Here is a 24,450-nt window from a genome sequence, read left to right on the forward strand (position 1 = left end):
GACCCACGGTCGCCACCCACCAAGAGCAGGTTCCTAACCAGCAGGATCACATTGCCACCGACCAGGAGCCGGTCGTCAGCTACCGCGTCGCCGCACTCGCTGTGGGCCTTGGAATTGCCGGCGTAATCGCGGCGGTGGCGCTGGTGCGCTTTGATCCGCTGGTGCTCAGTTCTTCGGTGTACCGGCATGGCGGTGCGCGCTTGCATGACAGCGCGAAGATGCTGTTCTTCAAGGACGGGCAGACCGCCACGGTGTCGGTGTTCGAGACCGATCGCGGGGCCGGGCCGGTACGTTCCATCGCCACCAACGGCAAGGTGGATGCGGGCATGACGGTCAGCGTTGACCAGGAGCCCAGCGGCGATGAATCGACCATGGTGCTGCTCGGCGCGTTGCCGCTGGCGCTCGGCCATGGCTTCGAGCGGGTGGGGGTGATCGGCTTCGGTTCCGGTCTGACCACGCATACCCTGCTCGGCGATCCGCGCGTCGGCCAGGTGGATACGGTGGAGATCGAACCGGCCATGGTGGAGGGCGCCCGCCTGTTCGGCGACCGCGTGAGCCGCGCCTACGACGATCCGCGTTCGCACATCGTCATCGATGACGCCAAGGCGCATTTCGCCGGCAGCGGGCGCCGCTATGACCTGATCATTTCCGAACCTTCCAACCCTTGGGTGGGCGGCACCGCGTCGTTGTTCAGCGATGAGTTCTACGCGTTCGTGCCGGGCCAGCTCAACGACGGCGGCCTGTTCGTGCAATGGTTGCAGTTGTACGAAATCACGCCGGAATTGGTGTCTTCCGTACTGGACGGGCTGGTCGATCATTTCAGCGATGTGCGTGCTTACCTGGCCAACGATTCAGACCTGATCATCGTGGCCACGCCGAAGGGAAAACTGCCCGAACTCAATGCGGGTGTGTTCGAACATCCGGCGCTGCGTGCGGAGCTGGCGCGGGTGGGTGTGCACGGCCTGGATGACCTGCGGGATACCTACGCGATGGGCGATGCCGCGCTGCGCGCTTACCCGGCACTTTATCCCTCGCCGCGGCATTCCGATTACCACCCGATCCTGACCCTGCGCGCTCCCATCGCTCGCTTCCAGCAGGGGTACGTGGGGGACGTGGAATCGATCATGACGGCGCCCTGGCCGCTTACCCGTGCATGGGGCGGGCCGGAGCCGCGCGTGCCCCCGGCGGAGGGCGCCCAGTTGAACCTGCAGGTGCTGCAACGTCGCAGCACGGCGTATCTGTTGTCGCAGCGGCTGCAGCACGGCGCCGACCTGCCCGGCGGTGGCGACCATGCGTTGGCCGATGCGCTGCGTTCACTGGGTGAGCGCTGTGAGCTGGAAATCACCCCGTTGGAAACGGCCGGGCTGGTGTTCTTCCTGGCTGGTAAAACGGTGCCGTTCCTGGCGCCTGCCGAGCGCGAGGCGCTGTGGGTGCGGCCGACGTGGCGCCCATGTCCGCTGCGCGATCCCACGGTTATTGATGCGCTGGCGCTGGTGTCCGCGGCGGCCACGGACGATCACGCGCAGGTTCTGGAAAGCGGCCAGCGCCTGTTGGAAGGCCCGCACAGTGTCGGCCTGTTGGCGGATGCGCGATCAGGTTATTACCTGTTCGGGGCGATGCAGTACGCGGCGTGGGCCAGTGGCGATACGGTGCTGGCGCGGGCGTTGTCGGATCGCTACTGGAACTCGCTTGGTACCGATGCGCGGGCCAGCGGGCGGCTGAGGTTGCTGACCTATATGGCTGCGTTGGGAAAGCAGGAGCGGTAGCGCCGAGCCGTGCTCGGCGAGCGCAGCGGCAAGGGCAAAGGCAGGGCAAAAGCGTGACGACCAACGGTCGTCACCTACCAGAGCAGGAGCTGACGGCCAGCGGCCGTCACCCACCAGAGCAGGAGCTGACGGCCAGCGGTCGTCACCCACCAGAGCAGGAGCTGACGGCCAGCGGCCGTCACTACCGTAGAGCAGGTAGGTGTCGAGCTTGCTCGACACTACGGGAGGAGCGTGTCGCGTTGGGCGTGGCATCGCTCCGGTGCGAGCACGCGGAACGAGTTCGAGATGCGTCCGACCGCCGTTCTGAGCGCTTGGTCTATCGGGCGTCACTTTTGCAGTTTCGCCCATGTACGCAAGGGCTTGCGGCTGATGGTATAGACGCGCTGGCGACGAAGAGCGTCAGCCGGGATTGCCATCCTGTTAAGAACTTAGGATTTGGCTCTGTTTTGCCCTTTGGGCACGGCGGAGAATGCGCTGCATCGCGTGCCGGTCTCATGGCGGGCGATGTGGGGGATCCCTGATCCGCCGGTCTTTTTCCTAAGTTCAACCGGTATGGCAACCCGCATCGCCCGCCACCCCGCGCTTTGGCGCAGGTGGCCTTAAGCCGTGTGAGGTACGCCGATGGACTCGCATTACCCCTTGCCGCCAAGCGGTTATACGCCCTGATGGGCGACAAGATGCTCGACTTCCCACCGTACTTCATCGAACGCCTGGAGCGGCGGCTGGAAGCGTTTGAAACATCACGCAGCAACAAGCACGTGGTGGTGCCTTTGCGCCTGATTTCAGACATCGATTGCGGGGCCGCCGCCGCTGACGACAGCCCGGAAGAACCTCAACGCGCCGCGTTGATTGCCGTTCCTGTTCGCACCCTGCAGGCATTGGCATCGATCTTCGAAATCCTGCACGCGGTGCATCTGGGCAAACAGGATGTGCAGTCGGAAGGCTGCGTCACCAGCCTGATGGTGGAGGGGCTGATCCTGTCCGGGCGCGACCTGGTGCGGTCATCGGCCGATGCCATGTGGAGCCAGCAATGACGCCCCACGAGCGTGCCAATGCCCGCGCCGCCAACCCGCGCGCCGCCGAGACGGCCGAGTATCTGGATGCCCGCCTGCACATGGCCAATTATGAAGAATCCACGTTCGCCCGCTCGCTACTGCTGGCGGCCGAGCTGCATGGGATCGAGCATGCGGCGCGCGAGTGCGGGCTGAGCGACGAAGCCATGCGCCGGCAGTTGAATGGCACCCGTCCCCTGTACTTCGACAGCGTGCTGGGCGCGATGCGTGCGCTGGGTGTGCGGCTGCGGGTGGAGGTGGTTTGAACTGGTGGGGCAGAACCATGGCGGCGGCGCCATGGCTGCGTGTAGCGCTCAGCCCGTGCTGAGCGTTGTGCGGCTCTGGAAGTGAACAAGCGCACGTTCAAAACCTGATCTTGAACGCGGTCCGCAGTGCACCAGGGGCGCGGGCGTCCCGCGCCTCACGAAGTCAGCGATGCGGGGGACTGCTTGGAGCACCCTGGATTGCTACCAGCCACACCGCCCAACTCATGCTCTGCGGCCAGAGCCAGATACGCCGATCGGGACATACGCCGCTGCGCCGCTGCTTCATCGATCCGGCCCACCAGGTACTCTGGCAGGCTGATGTTCAAGCGAACTGCTTTCGTGCTGAGCTTGGACAGGTCGACATCAATCAGCATCCAGAAGCCACCGGTGTATTCGTCGCTCTGGCTGTAGCGATCCAGTGGCGATGCAGGTCCAGGGCCGGCTGATTCGCCCTCATACATGGTCTCTACTGCCTCTTGCACCATGCGCGGAATATCGGCCGCTTCATCGGCCGCGGAGAAGACGCCAGGAAGATCAGGAATGGTTATGCCGTAGGCGGCGCCTGGTTCGTGGTGGACGTAAACGGGATAGAACATCAGGTCCTCCATCCGGGCATGGGCGTATTAGCCCAGATGCGCTCTGGCTACACAAGTCTACACAACAATTTTGCAGAAATCCTCAAAGCGCTTACGGGAGCCGACTGCGGGACGATTACCCCAAGCAACGCTGACTGGCGGCGTTGTCTGCCCGGCGTTGGTTCGTGAAACTGTCAACGAGACGCGTTGCCGAGCAAGCTCGACACTACGTTGAGCGCGGTGAAACCGGCGCTCTCAGGGTAAGATGGTGGCTGCTGCAGGGGGAGCCAGCAGCGGACCAATATGCAGCTGTACGGGGCGGGATGCGCCGGGCGGCACACAATGAGGAACCGCATGAACGCAGTCGCCACCGCAAATCTCGTCGGCATCACCGGTATTGCCCGTCGCCTGGTCCAGGACGGTGCGCTGGATGAAGCCGGCGCGCGCGACGCGATGGCCAAGGCGACCGCCGCGCGGTTGCCGCTGCCGCAGTGGTTCGCGCAGCACAAGGTCGTCACCGCCGCCCAGCTGGCCGCCGCCAATTCGCTCGAATTCGGCATGCCGCTGTTCGATGTCGGCGTGTTCGATGCCAACCAGAGCGCGATCAAGCTGGTCAGCGAAGAGCTGCTGCGCAAGCACCACGTACTGCCGCTGTTCAAGCGCGGCGGCAAGCTGTACGTGGGCACCAGCGACCCGACCCATTCGCTGGATGAAATCAAGTTCCACACCAACCTGGTGGTGGAGCCGATCCTGGTGGATGAAGACCAGATCCGCCGCACGCTGGAACAATGGCAGAACACCCACGATTCGATGTCCTCGCAGATGGGCGACGACGACGAGGGCATGGCCAATCTGGAAGTCGGCACCGACGACGACAGCAGCGCCGGCGACTCGGGGATCGATGCCAAGGGCGATGACACCCCGGTGGTGAAGTTCGTCAACAAGGTGCTGGTGGACGCGATCCGCAAGGGCGCCTCGGATATCCATTTCGAGCCCTACGAAGACGACTACCGCGTGCGCCTGCGCATCGACGGCCTGCTGAAGATGGTGGCGCGGGCGCCGGTCAAATTGAACCAGCGCATCGCCGCGCGCCTGAAGGTCATGGCGCAGCTGGATATCGCTGAAAAGCGCGTGCCGCAGGATGGACGCATCAAGCTCAACCTGAGCAAGACCAAGCAGATCGACTTCCGCGTCAGCACCCTGCCGACGCTGTTTGGCGAGAAGGTGGTGCTGCGTATCCTGGATGGCAGCGCGGCCAAGCTGGGCATCGACAAGCTGGGCTACGAAGCCGACCAGCAGAAACTGTTCCTGGACGCCATCCACAAGCCCTACGGCATGGTGCTGGTGACCGGCCCGACCGGTTCGGGCAAGACCGTTTCGCTGTATACCGCGCTGGGCATCCTGAACGATGAAACGCGCAATATCTCCACTGCCGAAGACCCGGTGGAAATCCGCCTGCCCGGCGTCAACCAGGTGCAGCAGAACAACAAGCGCGGCATGACCTTCGCCGCGGCGCTGCGCTCGTTCCTGCGGCAGGATCCGGACATCATCATGGTCGGCGAAATCCGCGACCTGGAAACGGCCGAGATCGCGATCAAGGCCGCGCAGACCGGCCACATGGTGCTGTCCACGCTGCATACCAACGATGCGCCGCAGACCATCGCGCGGCTGATGAACATGGGCATCGCGCCGTACAACATCACCAGTTCGGTGACGCTGGTGATCGCCCAGCGCCTGGCGCGCCGGCTGTGCAACAACTGCAAGCGCCGCGCCGATCTGCCGGCCCACGCGCTGCTGGCCGAAGGCTTCACCCAGGCCCAGCTGGATGCGGGAATCGAGCTGTATGAAGCCGTCGGCTGCGATGAATGCACCGAAGGCTACAAGGGCCGTACCGGTATCTACCAGGTGATGCCGATGACCGATGAGATTTCCACGATCATCCTGGCCGGTGGCAATGCGCTGCAGATTGCCGACGCCGCCCAGGCGATCGGGGTGAATGACCTGCGCCAGTCGGCGCTGGTGAAGGCCAGCAAGGGCGTGACCAGCCTGGCCGAGATCAACCGGGTGACCAAGGACTGACGGGCTTCGGTGGGTGGATGATCTGAGTTCTGGTGGGTGACGACCGTTGGTCGTCAGGCTCTTGCATTGACTTAGAAGCGTGACGACCAACGGTCGTCACCCACCAAGCTCCGGTCGTTACCCACCAAGCTTTCGGTCGTCACCCAGCAGCGCGCGTCGTCAGCTGAATGATTTCACCTGCAACTGTCATCGGGATCGTGTCTAATACGACTCCCCACCGCGACACCCCACGCTCATGTCCCTCCAATCCCATGGCCCCGCGCCGTGCGACGACGCTGACGGCCACCTCGTCACCGCTGGCCCGCTGACGCCGCCGCCGGATAGCGCCGGCACCCCGCAGGACGACCGCGCGCTGCGCCATTCCCACGCCGAAGACGTGCAGGGCATGGTGCTGGCCACGCTGGTGGCGTCGCTCGGCCTGGCCATCTTCGCCAAGGGCGGGCTGATGATCGGCGGCATGGCCGGGTTAGCCTTCCTGATCCATTACGCCGCCGGCTGGAACTTCGGTCTGGTGTTCGTGCTGGTCAACCTGCCGTTCTACTGGGTGGGCGTGCGCCGGATGGGCTGGGAGTTCACCCTGAAGACCTTCGCGGCGGTCACCGCCTGCGGGATCCTGACCGACCTGCTGCCGCGCTGGGCGGATTTTGCCCATATCGCGCCGTTGTATTCGGCGCTGGTGGGCGGCGCGCTGGCCGGCCTGGGCATTTTGTTCTTCATCCGCCACCGCGCCAGCCTGGGGGGAATCGGCATCCTGGCGGTCTACCTGCAGCGCACGCGTGGCTGGAGCGCCGGCAAGGTGCAGATGAGCTTCGATGCGATGCTGATGCTGGTGGCGTTCAGCGTGCTGTCGCCCATCCAGGTGATGTATTCGGCCATCGGCGCGGTAGTGCTCAGCCTGGTGCTGATGTTCAACCACCGCCCGGGCCGGTACATGGGCGTCTGACGCAACGATCGGCGCGGGAAACCTGACGGCCGCTGGCCGTCATAGCGGGAAATCTGACGGCCAGCGGCCGTCACTACCGGGCGGGTGGGCCGTCACTTCCGGGACCACGCCGGCTTCAGTTTCAGGATCCGCTTCTGCACCGGGCAGTCATCGGCGTGGGCGCCTTTCAGGTAACCCAGGCTCATCAGGAATTCGCCGGTGATTTCCCCGCCGGTAAACCGGAAGGTCTTCTTGAACAGCTTCACCCAGCCGGCCTTGTCCAGCGGGTGGTGCGCGTCCAGCCATTCGGCGAAGCTGCCGTGGCTGGCGCGCAGGCCCTGGATGACCTGCGCATTGTGGATGGCGGCCAGCACCTTCAGCCGGTTGCGGATGATGCTGGCGTCGCCCAGCAGGCGGTCGATATCCGGCTGCGCATAGGCGGCCACGGTGTCCACGTCGAAGCCATCGTAGGCGCGGCGGAAGCCTTCGCGCTTTTTCAGGATGGTTTCCCAGCTCAGCCCGGCCTGGTTGATTTCCAGCACCAGGCGTTCGAACAGCTCGGCTTCGGCGCGCTGCGGGAATCCATATTCATGGTCGTGGTAATGGCCGTGGACCGGATGGCCCGGGGCGATGCTGCAGTATCCGCTCATGGTGTCTCCCGGGGTTCCTTGGACAGGTTGCCGATGCTGGAAGGGGCGCCGTCGTCCAGCGAAATTTCCGGCCAGCGCGGTGCTTTCAGGGTCAGCCTGCCGGCGCGCACGGCGTCGTGGATGCGTGCGGTTTCCGATGCCGAATCGCTGCGCGGGAAGCCGTACGACCCCACCGTCCACCAGCCGCGCACACCCAGCGCGTGAAGCTGGCAGTACGCCCCGGATCCCTGCATCAACCCGCACAGCAGCACGTCGGGCTGGCCGTCGCCGTCGAAATCGCGGGTCGTGGCGACGCAGCGTGAATCGGCATCCAGGCAGCTGCCGGTCTCCACCTTGCGGGCGACCATCGCGTCCCACCAGCTGTCCGGCGGGGTGGCCGAACCGTCGGCCAGCGCCAGCCGCTTGCGCAGCACCGCCAGGTCACGGATGCCATCGTCGATCGCGCTCTCGCCGCCGCCCCAGTAGGCCGTGCGCGCCAGGGCCTGGGCCGCCACGCTGGCAGCCCGCGCATCGGCGCTGAAACGGGCATCGCGCTGCATCTCGCGCAGTGCCGCTACGCCGCGCCGGCCCAGGTCGAAGCGCAGCAGCATCGCATCGGCGGTGGTGATGCCATCGGGGTTGGCCAACAGCCGCGCCTGCTGGCTGGCGACGGTGATCCGCACGGGATCCAGCAGCGGTGAACTGGCCAGCAGCGCCGCGCCCAGCACCACCCAGCACATCAACCGGTTGGTCGCCTCCAGTGGCTGCAGCCAGCGTCCGCGGCTGAACGGCGCGCGCGCATAGCCCAGCGTGTAACCGGTCACCAGCACCGCGATCAGCAACGCCCAGAAACGCTCCAGGGTCCAGCCGTACTGGCCGATGCGCAGCCACACTGCGTACAGCGCCAGCGCGGACAGCACCGGCAGCGCCAGCAGGCTGGCTTCCACCAGCCGGCGCAGCCAGCGCGGGTAGGGCGGCTGGTCGTTGTCATGCTGGTACACCGCGTTGGTGAAGGTGACCAGCAGCAGCGCCAGCACCAGCAGCAGCGAGGCGGCCGAGCGGGTTTCCCACAGCGGCTGCAATCCCGTGAACGGCAGGCTCAGGGTGAAGATGACGGTGATGAAGGACAGTAGCGGCAGCAGCCCCCGGCACACCGCGAACAGCACCTGGCGGGTGATCTGGATGGCGCGTTGCTGGGTGCGCCCGATCAGGATGCCGAAGCCCGCCAACGTGCCGGTGGCGAGCGCGATGAAGGCATCTTCGCGGAACAATTCGGTGAAGAACGTGATCTTCAGCAGCCCGAACAGGGACGCCCACAACCACAGCAGCATCCAGGTCAGGCCGGTGAACAGCAGCGCCAGTGCCAGGGTCAGGCCGTTCTGCCAGGCGCGTTCGAACAGCGCGTCGTAGCTGGCCCGCCAGTGGCCGTGCTGCAGGCGGTGCTGCCACCACGGCAGGCTGATGAAGGTGGCGATCGCCATCGCCAGCGAGAACGGCAGGCGCAGCGGCTCCGAGCGCAGGCCTGCTTCCCCGTCCAGGTTCCAGCCGATCCAGCTGGCCAGCCCCAGCACCACCACCGATGCCAGCAGCGCGTGCAGCCACAGCCGGCGATCACGCAGGTCCACCACGGTCAGGGCGATCGCGCTGGGCACGGTGAGCACCCAGGCGTACCAGCGATAGCGCGAACCGACATCGTGCAGCGGCCAGCTGCCGTCGAGCTGCTGCGCCAGGTACAGCAGCAGGCCCTGCAGCAGGGCGATCAACACGATGGCACTTCGGGTGGACGGCGGTAGCGTCGTGCTGGTGGACATCGCAGGCTCCTTGCTGGGTGGTCGCCATCCTACCGTCTCACGCGCCTGCACACGGCCCAGCGGGTAGAATGCAGCCATGTCCGAGATTTCGACTTCCCTTGCCCATCACCTGCTGGTCGCGCTGCCCTCGCTGGCCGACGAGCCCTTCGCCCGCAGCGTCGCGCTGATCTGCCAGCACGACCAGAACGGATCCATGGGCGTACTGGTGAACCAGCCCTCCGACTACACCATCGGTGAAGTCCTGGCGCAGATGGACATCGCCACCGAAGACGACGAACTGCGCCAGCGACCGGTGCTCAACGGGGGGCCGGTGCACCCCGAACGCGGCTTCGTCATCCATGACGATGCGCGTCCGTGGGAGTCCAGCCTGCTGGTCGGCGAAGGCGTGTACCTGACCACCTCGCGCGACATCCTGGAAGCGATGGCACGCGGCGAAGGGCCGGCCAATGCGCTGGTCACGCTGGGCTGCGCCGGATGGGGCGAAGGCCAGCTGGAAGGCGAACTGGCCGACAACAGCTGGCTCACCGTACCGGCCGACGCCGACCTGCTGTTCCGCACCCCGTACGAGCAGCGCTGGCAGGGTGCGGCCGCGCGCATCGGCGTGGACCTGTTCCGGCTGACCGATTACAGCGGCCATGTCTGAGCCGGCGGCCATCCGCCGCGACGGCACCGTGCTCGGCTTCGATGTGGGTTCGCGCCGCATCGGCGTGGCCATCGGCAGTGCCTTCGCCGCCCATGGGCGCGCGGTGGCGGTGATCGACGTGCACGGCAGCGGCCCGGACTGGGGCGCGGTGGAACGGTTGATCAAAGAATGGAGCCCGGACGGCCTGGTGGTGGGCGATCCGCTCACCCTGGACGGCCAGGACCAGCCCAACCGCAAGCGCGCGCAGGGCTTTGCCCGCCAGCTGCGGGAACGTTTCAAACTGCCGGTGGCGATGATCGACGAGCGCTCCAGTTCGGTCGAAGCCGCGCGCCGGTTTGCCGTCGAGCGCGCCGAAGGGCGCAAGCGCCGCCGCGATGCCGCCGCCCTGGACGCGGTGGCCGCTGCGGTGATCATCGACCGCTGGCTGTCTTCACCGGACGACGCCACCCCCATTCCCTGACCTGCCGACCGCCTGCCCATGACTGCCTCGCAACTCGATTCATCCGGACGCCTGCGCCACCTGCTCACCCTGCAGGGCCTGCCACGCGAGACCCTGCTGCAGTTGCTGGACCGGGCCGGCCAGATCCGCGATGCAGCGGTCGGCCGGGTCGGCAACAAGCGCGCGGTGCTGGCCGGTTCGGCGGTGTGCACGTTGTTCTTCGAGCCGTCCACGCGTACCCGCAGCTCGTTCCAGCTGGCCGCCCAGCGGCTGGGCGCGGACGTGCTGAACTTCGATGCGTCCACTTCGTCCACCCGCAAGGGGGAAACCGCGACCGATACGCTGCGCAACCTGGAAGCGATGGGCGTGCGCGGCTTCGTGGTGCGCCATCCCGATGACGGTGCGGTGGCCGCACTGGCTGCGGCGGCGGGCGAGGGCACCGCGTTGATCAATGCCGGCGACGGCCGCAGTTCGCACCCCACCCAGGGCCTGCTGGACATGCTGACCCTGCGCCAGGCCAAGGGCAGTGATTTTTCGAAGATGAAGGTGGTGATCGTCGGCGACGTGAAGCATTCGCGCGTGGCCCGCACCGACCTGCACGCGCTGCGCACGCTGGGCGTGGGCGAGATCCGCGTGTGCGGCCCGCAGTCGCTGCTGCCCGACGATGACACGCTGAAGGGCTGCGTGGTCGGCCAGGATTTCGACGAGATGCTGGAGGGCGCCGATGCGCTGATGATGCTGCGCCTGCAGCGCGAGCGCATGGAAGAAGGCCTGGTACCGTCGCTGGAGCAGTATCACCAGCAATACGGCCTGCACGCCGCCCGCCTGGCCCGCGCCGGCAAGGACGCCGCCGTGCTGCACCCCGGCCCGATCAACCGCGGCGTGGAAGTCACCGATGAAGTGGCCGACGGCCCGCAATCGTGGGTGCTTCGCCAGGTCGCCAACGGCGTCGCCGTGCGCATGGCCGTACTGGAAACCCTGCTCGGCTGAAGGTAGTGACGGCCGCTGGCCGTCAGCCTCGCTCCCTGCGGACAGCGCCCCGCTCCTGGTGGGTGACAGCGCCCCGCTCTGGGCGGGTGACAGCGACCCGCTCCTGGTGGGTGACAGCGACCCGCTCCTGGTGGGTGACGACCGTTGGTCGTCACGCTGCTGCCGACCAACCCCACTTTCTCCACAAGCTTCTGCTTTTAACATGCGCGCGCAATAATGACGCGCTGACCACCCCTGATGCCGCATCCTCCCCAGGATCGCAGCCTTTTCTTTCCTGCGGGAGTTCCGATGGCCGAGGCCGTACGCCACGACAAGACCGCGCGCCAACTGCGCCTGCTTTCCGATGCGCTGGACAGCGGTCGGCTGGGTCCGGTGCGTCGCCTGGTCAATACGCTGGCCCCGGCCGAGATCGGCAACCTGCTCGAGTCGCTGCCACCTGGCAAGCGCGAAGTGGTGTGGGGCCTGGTGGACCCGGAAGACGACGGCGAGGTGCTGGTCCACGTCGGCGACGAGGTACGTGAAAGCCTGCTGGCGGACATGGACCCGGACGAGATCATCGCCGCCGTCGAAGACCTGGACATCGATGACCTTGCTGATCTGGTCGAAGACCTGCCGGACACCGTCATCGACGAAGTCCTCAAGTCGATGGACCGCGAGAACCGCGAACGGCTGGAGCAGGTGCTGTCCTATCCCGAGGACAGCGCCGGCCGCCTGATGAACCCGGACGTGGTGACCGTGCGCGCCGACGTCAATGTCGACGTGGTGCTGCGCTACCTGCGCCTGCGCGGCGAACTGCCCGACCACACCGATCACCTGTTCGTGGTCAGCCGACGGCATCAGTACCTGGGGCGACTTTCGCTGGCGGCACTGGTGACCCACGAGGACACCACGCCGATCAACCGGTTGATCGATGACGAGCAGCCGGCCATCGACGTTGGCGAAAGTGCCGATGAAGTGGCGCGCCAGTTCTCCGATCATGACTGGGTATCCGCGCCGGTGGTGGATGACAACAACATCCTGCTCGGCCGCATCACCATCGATGACGTGGTGGACATCATCCGTTCGCAGGCCGAGCACCAGGCACTCGGCGCGGCCGGCCTGGACGAAGAAGAAGATCTGTTCTCGCCGATCAAGCGCGCCGTGCGCGGCCGCGTGGTCTGGCTGGGCATCAACCTGTGCACCGCCTTCCTGGCCGCCAGCGTGATCGGCCAGTTCGAACTGACCCTGCAGAAAGTGGTCGCGCTGGCGGTACTGATGCCGATCGTCGCCGGCGTCGGCGGCAATGCCGCGGTGCAGGTGCTGACCCTGATGGTGCGCGGTATCGCGCTCGGCCAGGTTGGCCCCAGCAATGCCAAGATCCTGCTGTGGAAAGAACTGCGGGTCGCCATGATCAACGGCACCCTGATCGGCCTGCTGGTCGGTCTGATCGCCTTCGTCTGGTTCCACAGCTGGCTGCTGTCGATCGTCATCACGCTGGCGTTGATGATCAACTTCTGTGCCGCCGCACTGGCCGGCGTGCTGTTGCCGCTGATGCTCAAGCGCATGAACGTGGACCCGGCCGTGGCCGGTACCGTGGTGGTGACCGCGGTGACCGATGTCATGGGCTTCTTCAGTTTCCTTGGCCTGGCCACCCTCATCCTGCTGCACTGACCGGTACCGACCATGGCCACCACCGTAGACAACTATTTCCAGCCCGGCTGGCGTGACCAGCAGCACACCTGCGCGGCCTGTGAGTGGAAAGGCACCTCGCGTGCGATGGTGATGGAGCTGGCCGAGGACGTGACCGAGTACGACTGCCCGGTCTGCGAGAATCCGCTGCTGATCGTGGTCCATCCGGATATCGACCAGGTGCAGGCCGCCGCAGCGTCGGGCAATGAAGAAGCCCGGCAGCAGCTGGAGATCATTGCCAGCTTCCCGCGACCGGACTGATGCGCTGCACGATGCTGCGGGTCGCCCGGCCCGCTAGGATGGAACCGTTTTCATCCTGCCGGGACCTGCCATGTATCGCCTGCTGCTGCGCCTCACCGTTGCCGCCACCCTGCTGATGTCGCTGGCCGGCTGCGCCACCACGCCAGACCCCACGGCGGGGCGATTTGAATCGCGCAGCGTCACCGTGGACGGCCACGTCTCCCGCTACCAGGTGTTCGTCCCCGCCGATGCCCTGCGCGCTGCCGGACCGTTGCCGGTGGTGCTGTTCCTGCATGGGTCCGGTGAGCGTGGTCGTGATGGCATGAAGCAGACCAAGGCGGGCATCGGGCCGTACCTTCGGGAACACGCCAGCACATTCCCGGCACTGGTGGTGCTGCCACAGGTGCCCAACCACCAGGAATGGGACGGCCTGAACAACCGCATCGCCTTGGCGGCGCTGGACGCGACGCTGGCCGAGTTTTCCGCTGACCCGTCGCGGCAGTACCTGACCGGCATGTCGATGGGCGGCTATGGCAGCTGGAACATCGCGCTTTCCGCGCCGGACCGGTTCGCTGCCATCGTGCCGGTGTGCGGGGCGGTGATCGCGCCGCGCGAAGAACGCCAGACCCTGTTCGTCGCCGCCGTCGCCAACGAAGCAGATCCGTATACCGCGCTGGCCCAGCGCCTGAAGAACGTGCCGGTCTGGATGTTCCATGGCGCGCAGGATGACGTCGTACTGCCCCGCGACGACCGCAGGCTGCATGCCGCGTTCAAGGCCGCCGGCGCGGCAGATGCGCGGTATACCGAGTATCCCGATGGCAACCACAACGCCTGGGACGCCACCTATGCCGACACCGCGATGTGGACGTGGCTGTTCGCGCAGAAGCGCTGACCATGGCGCACGACTAAGGGCAAAGGTCTTGGTGGGTGACGACCGTATCTGCCTTGGTGGGTGACGTCCGTTGGTCGTCACGCTTTCGAACTAAAGCCACCGACACCAGGCAAGCGGATACTGACCAATCGACGTTGCCAATGCTCCCCTGACTGGATTGGCCACGATGTACATTGCATGGCGCCGTAGGGATTCATCCGAACGTATTGCGTGGTCGTGGTAATCGTCTTGCCAGACCGGTCCGGGATGTACGCATTCGCGGCGAATGCGCAGTGCCGTGCTGGATTTGAATCGCTGCGCTATGTAGCCCAGCGATTGATCGAGAAGTTCGAACATCCAGTGCACATGGTCCGGCATGACCACCCAAGCGTAGGACGAGAGAAGCCCTTGGGCGTCCATTGCCGCGATTCGTTGAGTGACGATCCGCGCGGTATCAGGGTCGTCCAAGCAACGGTGCCGGGCATGGCAGACAAAAGTGAGGATGTAGCTTTGGCCGATGATGGAACGCCGGCCATTCCGGAGTTGATGGCTGCTCATGCAACGAGCGTGACGGATTGTTGTCGGGGATGGAGTCAGGGAATCCAGTGGTGTTGCTGGGAAAACAGAGCAACAGCGTGACGACCAACGGTCGTCACGCACCCTGGTCGCCGCACCCATCCAGGTCGCTGCACCCATCCAGGTCACCGTACCCACTCTGGTCGCCGCACCCACCGCGGCCGTAGATCAGCGTCAGTTGCCGTTGATCCAGCGTTCGATGCTGCGGCGGTCGCGGGCGGCCAGCAGTTTCGGCGCGCGGGCGCGCAGTTCGCCGAGGTCGCTTTCGCGGATCGCGCGGCGCACTTCCAGCAGGGTGCCGGGGTGCAGGCTGAACTCGGTCAGGCCGAGTGCCAGCAGCAACGGGGCCAGCCGCGCGTCACCGGCGATTTCACCGCACACTGCCACCGGGATCTGGTGGCGCTGGCCGGTTTCGATCACCAGCTTCAGCAGCCGCAGCACGGCCGGATGCAGTGGCGAATACAGTTCGCCGAGCGCTTCATTGTTGCGGTCGGCCGCCAGCAGGTACTGCACCAGGTCATTGGTGCCGATGGACAGGAAGTCGACCAGGTCGATGAAGCTTTCCAGCGCGAACGCGGCGGCCGGCACTTCGATCATCGCGCCCAGCGGCACGCGTTCGCTGACCGCGTGGCCTTCGGCGCGCAGCTGTGCGGTCAGCCGGGTCATGCGCCGACGTACCGCCAGCAGTTCTTCGCGCGTGCTGACCATCGGGATCAGGATGCGCACCTTGCCGTAGGCGCTGGCGCGCAGGATCGCGCGCAGCTGGGTGTCGGCCACCAGCGGGCGTGCCAGCGACAGGCGCACGCCACGCAGGCCCAGTGCCGGGTTTTCTTCGTTGCTCAGGGTCAGGCCGGTGCGGTCGGCCTTGTCCGCGCCCAGGTCCAGCGTGCGGATGGTCACCAGCCGGCCGGCCATGCCCAGCGCGGCATCGCGGTAGGTGTGGAACTGTTCTTCTTCGTCCGGCAGCTCGTTGCGCTGCAGGAACAGGAATTCGGTGCGGTACAGGCCCAGTCCCTGCGCGCCGAACGCATGCGCCTGGGTGACGTCTTCCAGCGATTCGGCGTTGGCCAGCAACGCGATGTCGACCTGGTCGCGGGTGCGGCTGGGCTTGCTGCGCAGGCGGCCCAGCTCACGCTGTTCGCGCGCATGCTCCTTCAGCCGCACGCGGTAATCACGCAGGTTTTCAGCCTGCGGGTTGACGGTGATGCTGCCGTCGCTGCCATCCACGATCAGCACGTCGCCATCGCTGACTTTGTGCAGCAGGCCGGGCACGTTGACGATCAGCGGCAGGTGCAGGCTGCGGGCGAGGATCGCGCTGTGCGACAGCGCGCTGCCGGCCGTGGTTACGATGGCCACCACGCCCTGGGACTGCAGTTGGGCCATCTCGGACGGGGCGATGTTGTCGCAGACCAGGATCTCGCCGGCCAGGCCTTTCACCGCCGGCGGCAGCACCGGCTGCAGGAAGGCATGGATGCGCCCGATCACATGGTCCAGGTCGTCCATCCGGCTCTTCAGGTAGGCATCGTCCATGCCGTCGAAGACCTTGGCCAGGCGGTCGCGCTGCAGTCGCAGGGCATATCCCGCGCTGTACGGGCCACTGCGGATCAGCTCATCCAGCCCGAACAGCAGTTCCGGATCGTCCAGCAGCAGCGCATGCAGGTCGAGGAACTCGCCGGCTTCCTGGTTCAGCGCACCCTGCAGGCGCTGGCGGAGGTCGTGCATTTCATTGCGCGCGGCATCCAGCGCGACGTGCAGGCGCTTGAGCTCCTTGTCCACCTGCTGCGGCGCCACGCGCTGTTCGGCCACTTCCAGTGCATGCGCCAGGCGCACCCGCGCGCGGCCCAGTGCGGTACCCCGCGACGCGCCGTGGCCGGACAGCAGCTGCACCGGCCGCAGGCCGGTGGGTGCCAGTCCAGCACGGGCGCGCGGCATGCTCAGCTGTCCTCGTCGAAACGACGCTCGAACAGCGAGACCACCGCATCCATGGCGGCCTGTTCGTCTTCGCCGTTGATGCGGATGGTGACCGGGGTGCCCTGGCCGGCGGCCAGCAGCATTACGCCCATGATGCTCTTGGCGTTGATCTCACGGCCCTTGGCGGCCATGGTCACGTTGCAGCGGAAGGGCGCAAGTTCCTGCACCAGCTTTGCCGTGGCGCGGGCATGCAGGCCCAGGCGGTTGGTTACGGTGAGTTCTTTCTCAAGCATCGTCGACTATCGCTCCATTGCGCGCGCCCGCCGCCGCTGTGGCGGGCAGTTGATCCAGTCCCTGTTCCGGATAATTCATCACACGCAACAACATCGGCAGGCTCAGTGCAGCTACCCGACGGGCCGGCGTTCCCAGCCTGGCCAACTGTGCGGCCAGGTTGCTGGGGCTGGCACCGTACAGGTCGGTCAGGATCAGGACCCCGTCACCGCCGTCCACCCGCCGCAGGGCGGCCGAAGCGAGCGGAAGCAGGGCATCGAGATCTGCATCGAACGGTACGTCGAACGCTTCAGTCTTCAGCGGCAGATGCCGCAGCAGCCGGGTCGCCACCTCAAGCAGGGCCGATCCGACGCCAGGATGTGTTACGAGGAGAATGCCACAGGTCATGCCTGAACGTTAACAGGTCGGGATGACGCTGCGATAGCGGGCGCAGGGCCCCTCAGTGTTCCGTATTCAGCTGCACGCCCGAAAAGGGGACGGAGGGGATTAAGTCGCATCCGGCATGCCACGTGCCGGATGCGACTTAATCCCCTCCGTCCCCTTTTTTCAGTCGAGTTCGCGGTGGTAGGTGGCCACGTCCTGCCAGCCTTGTTCGCGGGCGTGGCGGGCCAGCCGTTCGGCCAGGAATACCGAGCGGTGCTTGCCGCCGGTGCAGCCGAAGGCCACGGTGACGTAGCTGCGGGTGTCATTGCCCAGCTTGGGCAGCCAGGTATCGAGGAAATCGGTCAGCTGGCCGACGTAGCGCTGCACCTCCGGCTGCGCTTCCAGGTAGTCGCGCACGCCACCTTCGCGGCCGCTGAGCGGGCGCAGTTCCGGATCCCAGTGCGGGTTGGGCAGCACGCGGGCGTCGAACACGAAGTCGGCCTCTGCCGGTACGCCGCGCTTGTAGGCGAAGGATTCGAACAGCAGCGACAGCGGCGTGGTGTGGCCCAGCGTGTACTCGGTGACGATGCGGCGGCGCAGCTGGTGCACGTTCAACGTACTGGTATCGATGATCGCATCGGCGGCACGGCGCAGCGGTGCGGTCAGTTCGCGCTCGCGGGCGATCGCTTCGGGCAGGGACAGGCCCAGTTGGCTCAGCGGGTGGCGTCGGCGGGTATCGGCATAGCGCTTGAGCACCGTTTCGTCGCTGGCTTCGAAGAACAGCAACTGCGCGTGCACGCCGGCCTCGGCGGCCAGTTGCCGCCATTGTTCCAGCTGGCCCAGGTCGCTCTGGCCGCGCACGTCGATGCCCACCGCCAGCCGCCGCGGGGCACCGCCGGGGGCGCCCAGCACGCCGCGCACGAACGCCGGCAGCAGGTCGATCGGCAGGTTGTCCGAGCAGTAGTAGTCCTGGTCTTCGAAGGTCTTCAGGGCCACGGACTTTCCGGAGCCGGACAGGCCGCTGATGATGATCAGGGTCGGGGCGGACGGGGCAGGGCGGTTCATGGCGGGCTCTTTGTTGGTGGTGCGGGTGGTTGACGGCCAGCGGCCGTCACTACCGATTCCGAGTTTTGACGGCCAGCGGCCGTCACTACCGGGTTTACGGGGTGCGGCGTTCGAGCAGGTTGCTGTGGCGGGCGATGAACATGGCGGCCGGATCGATTCCCTTGGTGCGCAGGATGTGCAGCCGGGTGGCCGCTTCGGTCAGCACCGACAGGTTGCGTCCGGGCATCACCGGCAGGGTGATCAGCGGCACGTCCAGGTCCAGTACGTGGCGGGTGCCCGAGTCGCCGGTCAGGCGTTCGTATCCGTAGGCGCTGGGCTCGGTCATCGGCTTGGTCAGGTGGACGATCAGCCGAAGGTACTTGTTCTTCTTTACCGCTGTGTCACCGAACATCTCGCGCACGTTCAACACGCCCAGCCCGCGCACTTCCAGCAGGTCCTGCAGCAGCTCCGGGCAGGTGCCATCGAGCACGTCCGGGGCGATCTGGGTGAACTCCGGTGCGTCGTCGGCCACCAGCCGATGGCCGCGGCTGAGCAGTTCCAGTGCCAGCTCGCTCTTGCCTGATCCCGCTTCGCCGGTGATCAGCACGCCGATGGAATAGATTTCCATGAACACGCCATGCAGGATCACCCGCGGTGCGAGCGTGCGTGCCAGGTGGTAGGACAGGTGGTTGAGCAGTTCGTGGCCGCGCTTGGGCGAAAGCCACAGCGGGGTGTTGGATTCATCGGCGGCCGCGCGCAGGTCTTCGGGGCAGGGCTGGTTGCGGGTGATGACCAGCGCCAGCGGGTGCGACTGCATGATCTTTTCGATGGTTTCCCATCGGTGGCGCGAATCCAGCGAATCCAGCCAGGTCAGTTCTTCGGTGCCGAGAATCTGCACCTTGTTCGGGTAGATGGCGTTGAGGTAGCCGGCCAGCGAGGGGCGCCGCGAGACCGTATTGCCCGCTTCCAGTTCGCGTTTCTCGCCTTTCTGCCCGGCCACCCAGCGCAGGGCCAGCTTGTCGCGCTGCTGGTCGAACAGTTCGCGTGCGGTGATGCTGGTATTCATGCGGCACTCGCCGGTGGCGGGAGGTCGATGATGGCGCGCAGTGCGGCCGCATCCGGGGCGTCGCGCAGGGCCTGGCGGATGCCGGGCTCGGAAAACAGCTCGGCCAGTTCGGACAGCAGCATCAGGTGCTGGTGGGTGTAATGCGAGGGCACCGCGATGGCGAACACCAGGTCCACCGGTTCGTCGCCGCCGAAGTCCACCGGCGCCACCAGTTTCAGCAGGGCGCCGCGCGGGCGTTCCAGTGCCGGTGCACGTCCGTGCGGAATGGCGATGCCGTGACCGATGGCGGTGCTGCCGAGCGCTTCGCGCTCGCACAGGTTGCGATGGATCTGTTCGGTGTTGGCCTGGCGGCAGGCCAGCAGCTGGGCCGCTGCCAGCAGCACGCTTTCGCGGTCGGCAGCCGCGCAGACCTGGGTCTGCACGGCGGCCATCAGATCGGTCAGGGGCATATCAGGGGGAAAGTGAAGTCATCAGACTTCATTGTCGCTCAACGGCAGGGGGACGTGCTGCTGTTTCTTCTGCTGCTTCTTTTCCTTCTCCGAGGTCAGCAGCCGGTCGACCTTGTCGGCCAGGATGTCGATCGCCGCGTACATGGTCTGTCCACTGGCCTCGGCGTGCAGGGTCTGGCCGGGGATGTTGACGGTGGCATCGACGTGGTGTTCGTTCTTCTGCAGCTTCAGCGTGACCCGAGTTTCGCAGTGCTCGCCGACGAAGTGTTTGCCGGGCCGGGCGAGCTTGTCCGCCACGTACTTTTCCAGGGCCGGGGTGACTTCGACGTCTTTGCCAAACGTTTCAATGCGCATCGGGTTTCTCCTTTTGGATTTGCCAATGAACCTCTCCGCCGGGCGCGGTGTGCGTCAGGCGATCCGGACTCTTTCGTGCGAGGCGGAAATGTTCATGGCTTCACGATACTTCGCCACGGTCCGGCGCGCTACCGGTATACCGGAGGTCTTGAGCAGGTCAGCCAGCTTGGCGTCAGAAAGCGGCTTGCGCGGGTTTTCGTCGTCGATCAGCCGGCGGATCATCGACTGGATGGCGGTGCTGGACGCTTCGCCGCCGCCCTCGGTGTCGATGCCCGACGCGAAGAAGGCGCGCAGGGGGATGGTGCCGCGCGGGGTACGCACGTGCTTGCGGGCGATGGCGCGCGACACCGTGGATTCGTGCAGGCCCAGTTCGCCGGCGATTTCACGCAGGGTCAACGGACGCAGCGCCTGCGCGCCGAACTCCAGGAAGCCGGCCTGCTGCTGCAGCAGGCTGTGGACCACGCGCAGCAGGGTTTCACCGCGTGCTTCCAGGCCCTTGAGCAACCAGCGCGCTTCCTGCAGCTGCGTCTTCAGGTAGCCGGCATCGGCTTCGCCGCAGCGGCGGATCATGCTTTCGTAGCCGCGGTGGATGATCACCTTCGGCCCGGCGTGGCCGGCCAGTGCCGCCCGCCAGACGCCGGCCTGGCGCCAGATCACCACGTCCGGCACCACGTAGGTGTCCTGGCTGACCGGGGCGATCTGGGTGCCGGGACGGGGATCCAGCGAGCGCAGCAGGGCCACGGCGGCGTCCACGTCGGCCACCGGGCACTTGAGTTCCTGGGCGATGCCACTGACGCCACTGCGCGGCAGCCGCTCCAGCGGGCCTTCGGTGATCTGCCGGGCCAGCGCCAGCGCCGGGGTGTCGGCAGGCAGCACATCCAGCTGCAGGCGCAGGCATTCGCCGAGATCGCGCGCGCCCACGCCCACCGGGTCGAAGCGCTGGATCTGGTGCAGCACGGTCAGGATTTCATCGTCGCCGGCGTGGATGGCCGGCAGCAGGGTCTCGGCGATGCCGGCAAAGGTCTCGCGCAGGTAGCCATCGTCTTCGATCGCATCGATCAACGCCGCGCCGATATTGCGGTCGCGCGCCGACAGTGGCGACAGATGCAGCTGCCACAGCAGGTGGTCGGCCAGGGTTTCGGTGTCGGCGACACGCTCTGCCGCGTTGTCCAGGTCGTCATCGTCGAAGGAGCCGCCGCTGCCGGCGCCGCCACTCCAGTCCACTTCGGCCGGCGCCCAGTCGTCATCGCCGGGGCTGGCGCGCTCGTCGCTGTCGCGTGGCTGCTGGTCCGGCGATGGCTGTTCGGTCGGCTGGTCGCTGCCGGGGCCCGGCTCGGCATTCTCGGCCCAGTCCAGCAGCGGATTGGTTTCCACCGCCTCGGCGATTTCCACGTCCAGTTCGGTGGTGGACATCTGCAGCAGCCGGATGGCCTGACGCAGCTGTGGCGTCATGACCAGGTGCTGCCCCAGCGATGTCTGCAACCGCGTCTTCATGCCACCGCCCAACGTAAAAGGAAGGGTCCGGCGGCCACCTTCACAGCTTGAAGGAGTCTCCCAGGTAGACGCGGCGGACATCTGCGTTTTCCAGCAGGTCCGCAGGCGCGCCCTGGGCCAGCACCGTACCTTCAGCGAGGATATACGCCCGGTCGCAGATTCCCAAGGTTTCGCGCACGTTGTGGTCGGTGATCAGCACGCCGATGCCACGCTGCTTGAGGTGGGTGACGATGCGCTGGATCTCGCCCACCGAAATCGGGTCGACGCCGGCGAACGGTTCGTCGAGCAGGATCAGCCGCGGCTGGGCGGCCAGGGCCCGGGCGATTTCGCAGCGTCGACGCTCGCCACCGGACAGGCTGGCGCCCTGCTGTTCGGCGACATGGCCCAGCTGCAGTTCGTCCAGCAGGCTGGCCAGTTCGCGTTCGCGGCCGGCGCGGTCCAGGTCATCGCGCAGCTCCAGCACCAGCCGGATGTTGTCGGCCACGGTGAGCTTGCGGAACACCGACGGTTCCTGCGGCAGGTAGCCCACGCCCTGCTTGGCGCGGGTGTACATGGGGTCGCTGGTGATGTCCTTGCCGTCCAGCACGATGCTGCCGGCATCGGCGGCCACCAGGCCGACGATCATGTAGAAACAGGTGGTCTTGCCGGCACCGTTGGGGCCCAGCAGGCCGACCACTTCACCGGCTTCCAGGGTCAGGCCGAAGTCCTTGACCACTTCGCGCTGCTTGTAACTTTTGCGCAGGCCCTTGGCGACGAGCATTACTTGCTGCTCCCGGCGGCCGGCGCCTTGTTCTTGGGCTGGATGACGGTGCGCACGCGGCTGCCGTCGCCGCCGCTGTTCATTTCACCGCTGCGGGTGTTGTAGACCATGCGCTGGCCGGCATTGGTGCCGCGCGCGCTGGTGACCTTGTAGTTGCCGGTCAGGGTGATGATTTCGCTGGTGATGTCGTAGTCGATGCGGTCGGCGGTGGCATCCATCCAGGTGCCATCGTCCATCTGCTGGCGCATGGTGGCCTGCTTGCCGGTGAAGATCGCGCGCACTGCTTCGCCGCCCTTGATCTGGATCTCGGCATTGGCCGCACGCAGGTCCAGCGAACCCTGGGTGATCACCACGCCGCCGGTCATCAGCGTCTTGCCGTCACCGGTCAGGGTACCGGTCTGCGCACCGGCATCGATGTTCATCGGTTCGTTGCGGTCGGTGGATTTCGCGCTGGCCAGCAGGGGGAACATCAGGCTGAGCGCGCAAAGGGCTGCAAGGTGGATTTTCATCGTGTCCGTTTCTGCCGGATGGTGGCCTGGTCGCGCCAGGCGGAAAAGGGAAGCATGCCGCAGGGTCATCGCCGGGGCAGGTAGCGGCCCTTGGACTGGCTGAGGAAATGATACGTGTTGTTGTTGGAATCCAGTTCAAACCCGACGCCACTCTGTTCCATGCCCGGACGGGTCATGGTCACCAGCGCATCGGTACGTGCCCGGTTTTCCTTGGGGAAAACGTTCAGATGGGTGGTGCGGAAGGTGGTCGGCGGAGTGTTGCCCACGGTCGGGCTGTCACCGGCGACATTGCCACGCAGGCGCATTTCCTCGCCCTTGGCACTGACCCAGCCGGTTTCCGAACGCAGCGTCCAGTGGTTGCCGTCCTGGCCGGGCATTTCGAAGACCGGGGTGGCGATGGTCAGGGTCTGGTCGGCGCGCAGGCGCTCCAGCCGCGGGGCGCGCAGCGTGGTCGATTCCTTGCCTTCATCGTCCAGCATGACGATCTGGAAATCGTGCAGCACGTAATCCACGCTGCCATCGTCGACCACGGCCTGCGGGCCCTTGTCGCGATTGCGCAGCAGCGACCAGCCGCTGAGGATGGCCACGACCAGCAAGGCCGCGCCGATGGCGGTACGCCAGTTCATGCCCCGAACCCTGCAAGCACCGCGTCGACGCGGCCCTGTGCGGCCAGCAGCACGTCGCACAGTTCGCGCGCGGCGCCACGTCCGCCTTCGGCGCGGGTCTGCCAGTGCACGCGCTCGGCGATCCAGGGGTGGGCGTTGGCCGGGGCCACGGCCAGGCCGACGTGGCACAGCGGGGCCAGGTCGGGCAGGTCATCGCCCATGAAAGCGACCTGGTCCAGGGTGATGCCATGCTGCGCGCACAACGCCTGCACGCTGGCCAGCTTGTCGCCGACCGCGATCTGGGTGTCGATGCCGAGGTCGGCGCCGCGCTTCAACGCCGATTGGCTGTTGCGCGCGGTGATGAGCACGGGGTGGATGCCGTGCTGCTGCAGTAGTTTCAGTCCCAGGCCGTCCTGCACGAAATATGCCTTGCTCTCGTTGCCTTCACGGTCGTAGTAAAGCTGACCATCGGTGAGCGTGCCGTCCACGTCAAAACACGCCAGGCGGATGCGCGCGGCGGCGGCATGCAGGTGGGCGGGGAAAGCAGGCAGGGGGGACCAGGGCATCGGTTTGCGGGTATCCGGGTTGTCGTGCGGTAAGGGATGAATGGGGGCGGGGCGAGTTCGGTTAAACCACCCGGGCCCGCAACAGGTCATGAATGTTCAGCGCGCCGACCGCGCGTCCTGCCTCATCCACCACCACCAGGCCGTTGATTTTATGGGTTTCCATCAGCCGCGCCGCTTCCACGGCGAGCTGGTCGGCGCCGATGGTGCGCGGGCTGCGGGTCATCACCTCTGCGATTTTCGCGCTGCGCACGTCCAGTTCGCTGTCCAGCGCCCGGCGCAGGTCGCCATCGGTGAACAGGCCGATCAGGATCCCGTCCGCATCGACCACGGCGGTCATGCCGAGGCGCTTGCGGCTCATCTCCACCAGCGCCTCGCTGAGGCTGGCGCCGGCGTCCACGCGGGGCAGGTCGTCGCCGCTGTGCATGACATCGGTGATGTGCAGCAGCAGGCGCCGGCCGAGGCTGCCGGCCGGGTGCGAGCGGGCGAAATCATCGGCGGTGAAGCCGCGCGC

The 24,450-nt window shown here is 66.3% G+C and carries 28 protein-coding genes; 11 read left to right on the forward strand and 17 right to left on the reverse strand.

All coding sequences use genetic code 11. The features are described from left to right. From ABB28_RS08570 to ABB28_RS08580, 3 genes are all read left to right on the forward strand, one after another. The coding region (locus ABB28_RS08570) for a spermine/spermidine synthase domain-containing protein (protein WP_484600290.1) at positions 1 to 1,766 on the forward strand (1,766 nt) is incomplete at its 5' end. 665 nt (positions 1,767 to 2,431) lie between these two features. Then, positions 2,432 to 2,800: a hypothetical protein gene (locus ABB28_RS08575; protein WP_057508235.1), complete on the forward strand. Its 369-nt coding sequence runs from the start codon at positions 2,432 to 2,434 to the stop codon at positions 2,798 to 2,800. Further along, complete coding sequence (locus ABB28_RS08580) at positions 2,797 to 3,084, forward strand: helix-turn-helix domain-containing protein (protein WP_057508236.1); 288 nt, start codon at positions 2,797 to 2,799, stop codon at positions 3,082 to 3,084. Before ABB28_RS08575 ends, ABB28_RS08580 begins: the two co-directional genes overlap by 4 nt. Positions 3,085 to 3,239: 155 nt before the next feature. Here the strand turns inward: ABB28_RS08580 and ABB28_RS08585 are convergent, their stop codons facing one another. Beyond that, positions 3,240 to 3,680, reverse strand: coding sequence for a type II toxin-antitoxin system HicB family antitoxin (locus ABB28_RS08585; protein ID WP_057508256.1), 441 nt, complete (start codon positions 3,678 to 3,680; stop codon positions 3,240 to 3,242). Positions 3,681 to 4,013: 333 nt separating this feature from the next. Between ABB28_RS08585 and pilB the strand changes: the two genes are divergently transcribed. Both pilB and ABB28_RS08595 read left to right on the forward strand, forming a co-directional pair. Continuing rightward, a complete protein-coding gene (pilB, locus tag ABB28_RS08590) occupies positions 4,014 to 5,738 on the forward strand; it encodes a type IV-A pilus assembly ATPase PilB (RefSeq protein WP_057508237.1) in 1,725 nt (574 codons plus the stop codon). 235 nt (positions 5,739 to 5,973) lie between these two features. Beyond that, a complete protein-coding gene (locus ABB28_RS08595; RefSeq protein WP_057508238.1) occupies positions 5,974 to 6,681 on the forward strand; it encodes a YitT family protein in 708 nt (235 codons plus the stop codon). Positions 6,682 to 6,773: 92 nt separating this feature from the next. Here the strand turns inward: ABB28_RS08595 and ABB28_RS08600 are convergent, their stop codons facing one another. Further along, complete coding sequence (locus ABB28_RS08600) at positions 6,774 to 7,310, reverse strand: DNA-3-methyladenine glycosylase I (RefSeq protein WP_057508239.1); 537 nt, start codon at positions 7,308 to 7,310, stop codon at positions 6,774 to 6,776. Beyond that, complete coding sequence (locus tag ABB28_RS08605) at positions 7,307 to 9,100, reverse strand: DUF4153 domain-containing protein (protein ID WP_057508240.1); 1,794 nt, start codon at positions 9,098 to 9,100, stop codon at positions 7,307 to 7,309. The genes ABB28_RS08600 and ABB28_RS08605 overlap by 4 nt, the downstream gene beginning before the upstream one ends. A gap of 76 nt (positions 9,101 to 9,176) precedes the next feature. Between ABB28_RS08605 and ABB28_RS08610 the strand changes: the two genes are divergently transcribed. The 6 genes from ABB28_RS08610 (at position 9,177) to ABB28_RS08635 (ending at position 13,972) form a co-directional block, all read left to right on the forward strand. After that, on the forward strand, positions 9,177 to 9,743 hold the full coding sequence (locus tag ABB28_RS08610) for a YqgE/AlgH family protein (RefSeq protein WP_057508241.1): 567 nt from the start codon (positions 9,177 to 9,179) through the stop codon (positions 9,741 to 9,743). After that, complete coding sequence (gene ruvX, locus ABB28_RS08615) at positions 9,736 to 10,203, forward strand: Holliday junction resolvase RuvX (protein WP_042614628.1); 468 nt, start codon at positions 9,736 to 9,738, stop codon at positions 10,201 to 10,203. The genes ABB28_RS08610 and ruvX overlap by 8 nt, the downstream gene beginning before the upstream one ends. Before the next feature lie 18 nt (positions 10,204 to 10,221). Further along, on the forward strand, positions 10,222 to 11,172 hold the full coding sequence (locus tag ABB28_RS08620; protein WP_057508242.1) for an aspartate carbamoyltransferase catalytic subunit: 951 nt from the start codon (positions 10,222 to 10,224) through the stop codon (positions 11,170 to 11,172). Positions 11,173 to 11,460: 288 nt separating this feature from the next. Continuing rightward, a complete protein-coding gene (gene mgtE / locus ABB28_RS08625; RefSeq protein ID WP_057508243.1) occupies positions 11,461 to 12,822 on the forward strand; it encodes a magnesium transporter in 1,362 nt (453 codons plus the stop codon). 12 nt (positions 12,823 to 12,834) lie between these two features. After that, positions 12,835 to 13,101 (forward strand): hypothetical protein, encoded by a 267-nt coding sequence (locus ABB28_RS08630; RefSeq protein ID WP_057508244.1) that lies wholly within the window; start codon positions 12,835 to 12,837, stop codon positions 13,099 to 13,101. Positions 13,102 to 13,171: 70 nt separating this feature from the next. Continuing rightward, complete coding sequence (locus tag ABB28_RS08635) at positions 13,172 to 13,972, forward strand: carboxylesterase family protein (RefSeq protein ID WP_057508245.1); 801 nt, start codon at positions 13,172 to 13,174, stop codon at positions 13,970 to 13,972. Between the two features lie 90 nt (positions 13,973 to 14,062). On the opposite strand, the gene ABB28_RS17735 is transcribed toward ABB28_RS08635, so the two are convergent. The 14 genes from ABB28_RS17735 to ABB28_RS08700 all read right to left on the reverse strand — a co-directional run. Further along, a complete protein-coding gene (locus tag ABB28_RS17735) occupies positions 14,063 to 14,509 on the reverse strand; it encodes an REP-associated tyrosine transposase (protein ID WP_083491979.1) in 447 nt (148 codons plus the stop codon). A gap of 192 nt (positions 14,510 to 14,701) precedes the next feature. Next, positions 14,702 to 16,459 carry a phosphoenolpyruvate--protein phosphotransferase gene (gene ptsP / locus ABB28_RS08640; RefSeq protein WP_057508246.1) on the reverse strand — a complete coding sequence of 586 codons (1,758 nt, stop codon included), beginning with the start codon at positions 16,457 to 16,459 and terminating at the stop codon, positions 14,702 to 14,704. 2 nt (positions 16,460 to 16,461) lie between these two features. Next, complete coding sequence (locus ABB28_RS08645) at positions 16,462 to 16,731, reverse strand: HPr family phosphocarrier protein (RefSeq protein ID WP_042614635.1); 270 nt, start codon at positions 16,729 to 16,731, stop codon at positions 16,462 to 16,464. Continuing rightward, positions 16,724 to 17,116 (reverse strand): PTS sugar transporter subunit IIA, encoded by a 393-nt coding sequence (locus ABB28_RS08650; RefSeq protein WP_057508247.1) that lies wholly within the window; start codon positions 17,114 to 17,116, stop codon positions 16,724 to 16,726. Before ABB28_RS08650 ends, ABB28_RS08645 begins: the two co-directional genes overlap by 8 nt. Positions 17,117 to 17,275: 159 nt before the next feature. Further along, a complete protein-coding gene (gene rapZ / locus ABB28_RS08655; protein WP_057508248.1) occupies positions 17,276 to 18,157 on the reverse strand; it encodes an RNase adapter RapZ in 882 nt (293 codons plus the stop codon). A 94-nt stretch (positions 18,158 to 18,251) separates the two neighbouring features. Beyond that, a complete protein-coding gene (gene hprK, locus ABB28_RS08660; protein ID WP_057508249.1) occupies positions 18,252 to 19,202 on the reverse strand; it encodes an HPr(Ser) kinase/phosphatase in 951 nt (316 codons plus the stop codon). Further along, positions 19,199 to 19,651 (reverse strand): PTS sugar transporter subunit IIA, encoded by a 453-nt coding sequence (locus tag ABB28_RS08665; RefSeq protein WP_057508250.1) that lies wholly within the window; start codon positions 19,649 to 19,651, stop codon positions 19,199 to 19,201. Before ABB28_RS08665 ends, hprK begins: the two co-directional genes overlap by 4 nt. A 21-nt stretch (positions 19,652 to 19,672) precedes the next feature. Then, entirely contained in the window at positions 19,673 to 20,005 is a 333-nt protein-coding gene (gene hpf / locus ABB28_RS08670; RefSeq protein WP_042614640.1) for a ribosome hibernation-promoting factor, HPF/YfiA family, read from the reverse strand. 54 nt (positions 20,006 to 20,059) lie between these two features. Further along, positions 20,060 to 21,580 (reverse strand): RNA polymerase factor sigma-54, encoded by a 1,521-nt coding sequence (locus ABB28_RS08675; RefSeq protein ID WP_425479536.1) that lies wholly within the window; start codon positions 21,578 to 21,580, stop codon positions 20,060 to 20,062. Further along, positions 21,540 to 22,259, reverse strand: coding sequence for an LPS export ABC transporter ATP-binding protein (gene lptB, locus ABB28_RS08680; RefSeq protein WP_057508252.1), 720 nt, complete (start codon positions 22,257 to 22,259; stop codon positions 21,540 to 21,542). Before lptB ends, ABB28_RS08675 begins: the two co-directional genes overlap by 41 nt. Further along, positions 22,259 to 22,768: a lipopolysaccharide transport periplasmic protein LptA gene (gene lptA, locus ABB28_RS08685; protein WP_057508253.1), complete on the reverse strand. Its 510-nt coding sequence runs from the start codon at positions 22,766 to 22,768 to the stop codon at positions 22,259 to 22,261. The genes lptB and lptA overlap by 1 nt, the downstream gene beginning before the upstream one ends. 65 nt (positions 22,769 to 22,833) lie before the next feature. Continuing rightward, positions 22,834 to 23,394, reverse strand: a complete 561-nt coding sequence (gene lptC / locus ABB28_RS08690) for an LPS export ABC transporter periplasmic protein LptC (protein WP_057508254.1) — start codon at positions 23,392 to 23,394, stop codon at positions 22,834 to 22,836. Next, positions 23,391 to 23,939 (reverse strand): KdsC family phosphatase, encoded by a 549-nt coding sequence (locus ABB28_RS08695; RefSeq protein ID WP_057508255.1) that lies wholly within the window; start codon positions 23,937 to 23,939, stop codon positions 23,391 to 23,393. The genes lptC and ABB28_RS08695 overlap by 4 nt, the downstream gene beginning before the upstream one ends. Positions 23,940 to 24,000: 61 nt before the next feature. Next, positions 24,001 to 24,450: CBS domain-containing protein (locus ABB28_RS08700; RefSeq protein ID WP_152983429.1), on the reverse strand; the 450-nt coding region annotated here is incomplete at its 5' end.

The sequence above is a fragment of the Stenotrophomonas chelatiphaga genome (assembly GCF_001431535.1).
GTDB classification, from domain to species: Bacteria; Pseudomonadota; Gammaproteobacteria; order Xanthomonadales; family Xanthomonadaceae; genus Stenotrophomonas; species Stenotrophomonas chelatiphaga.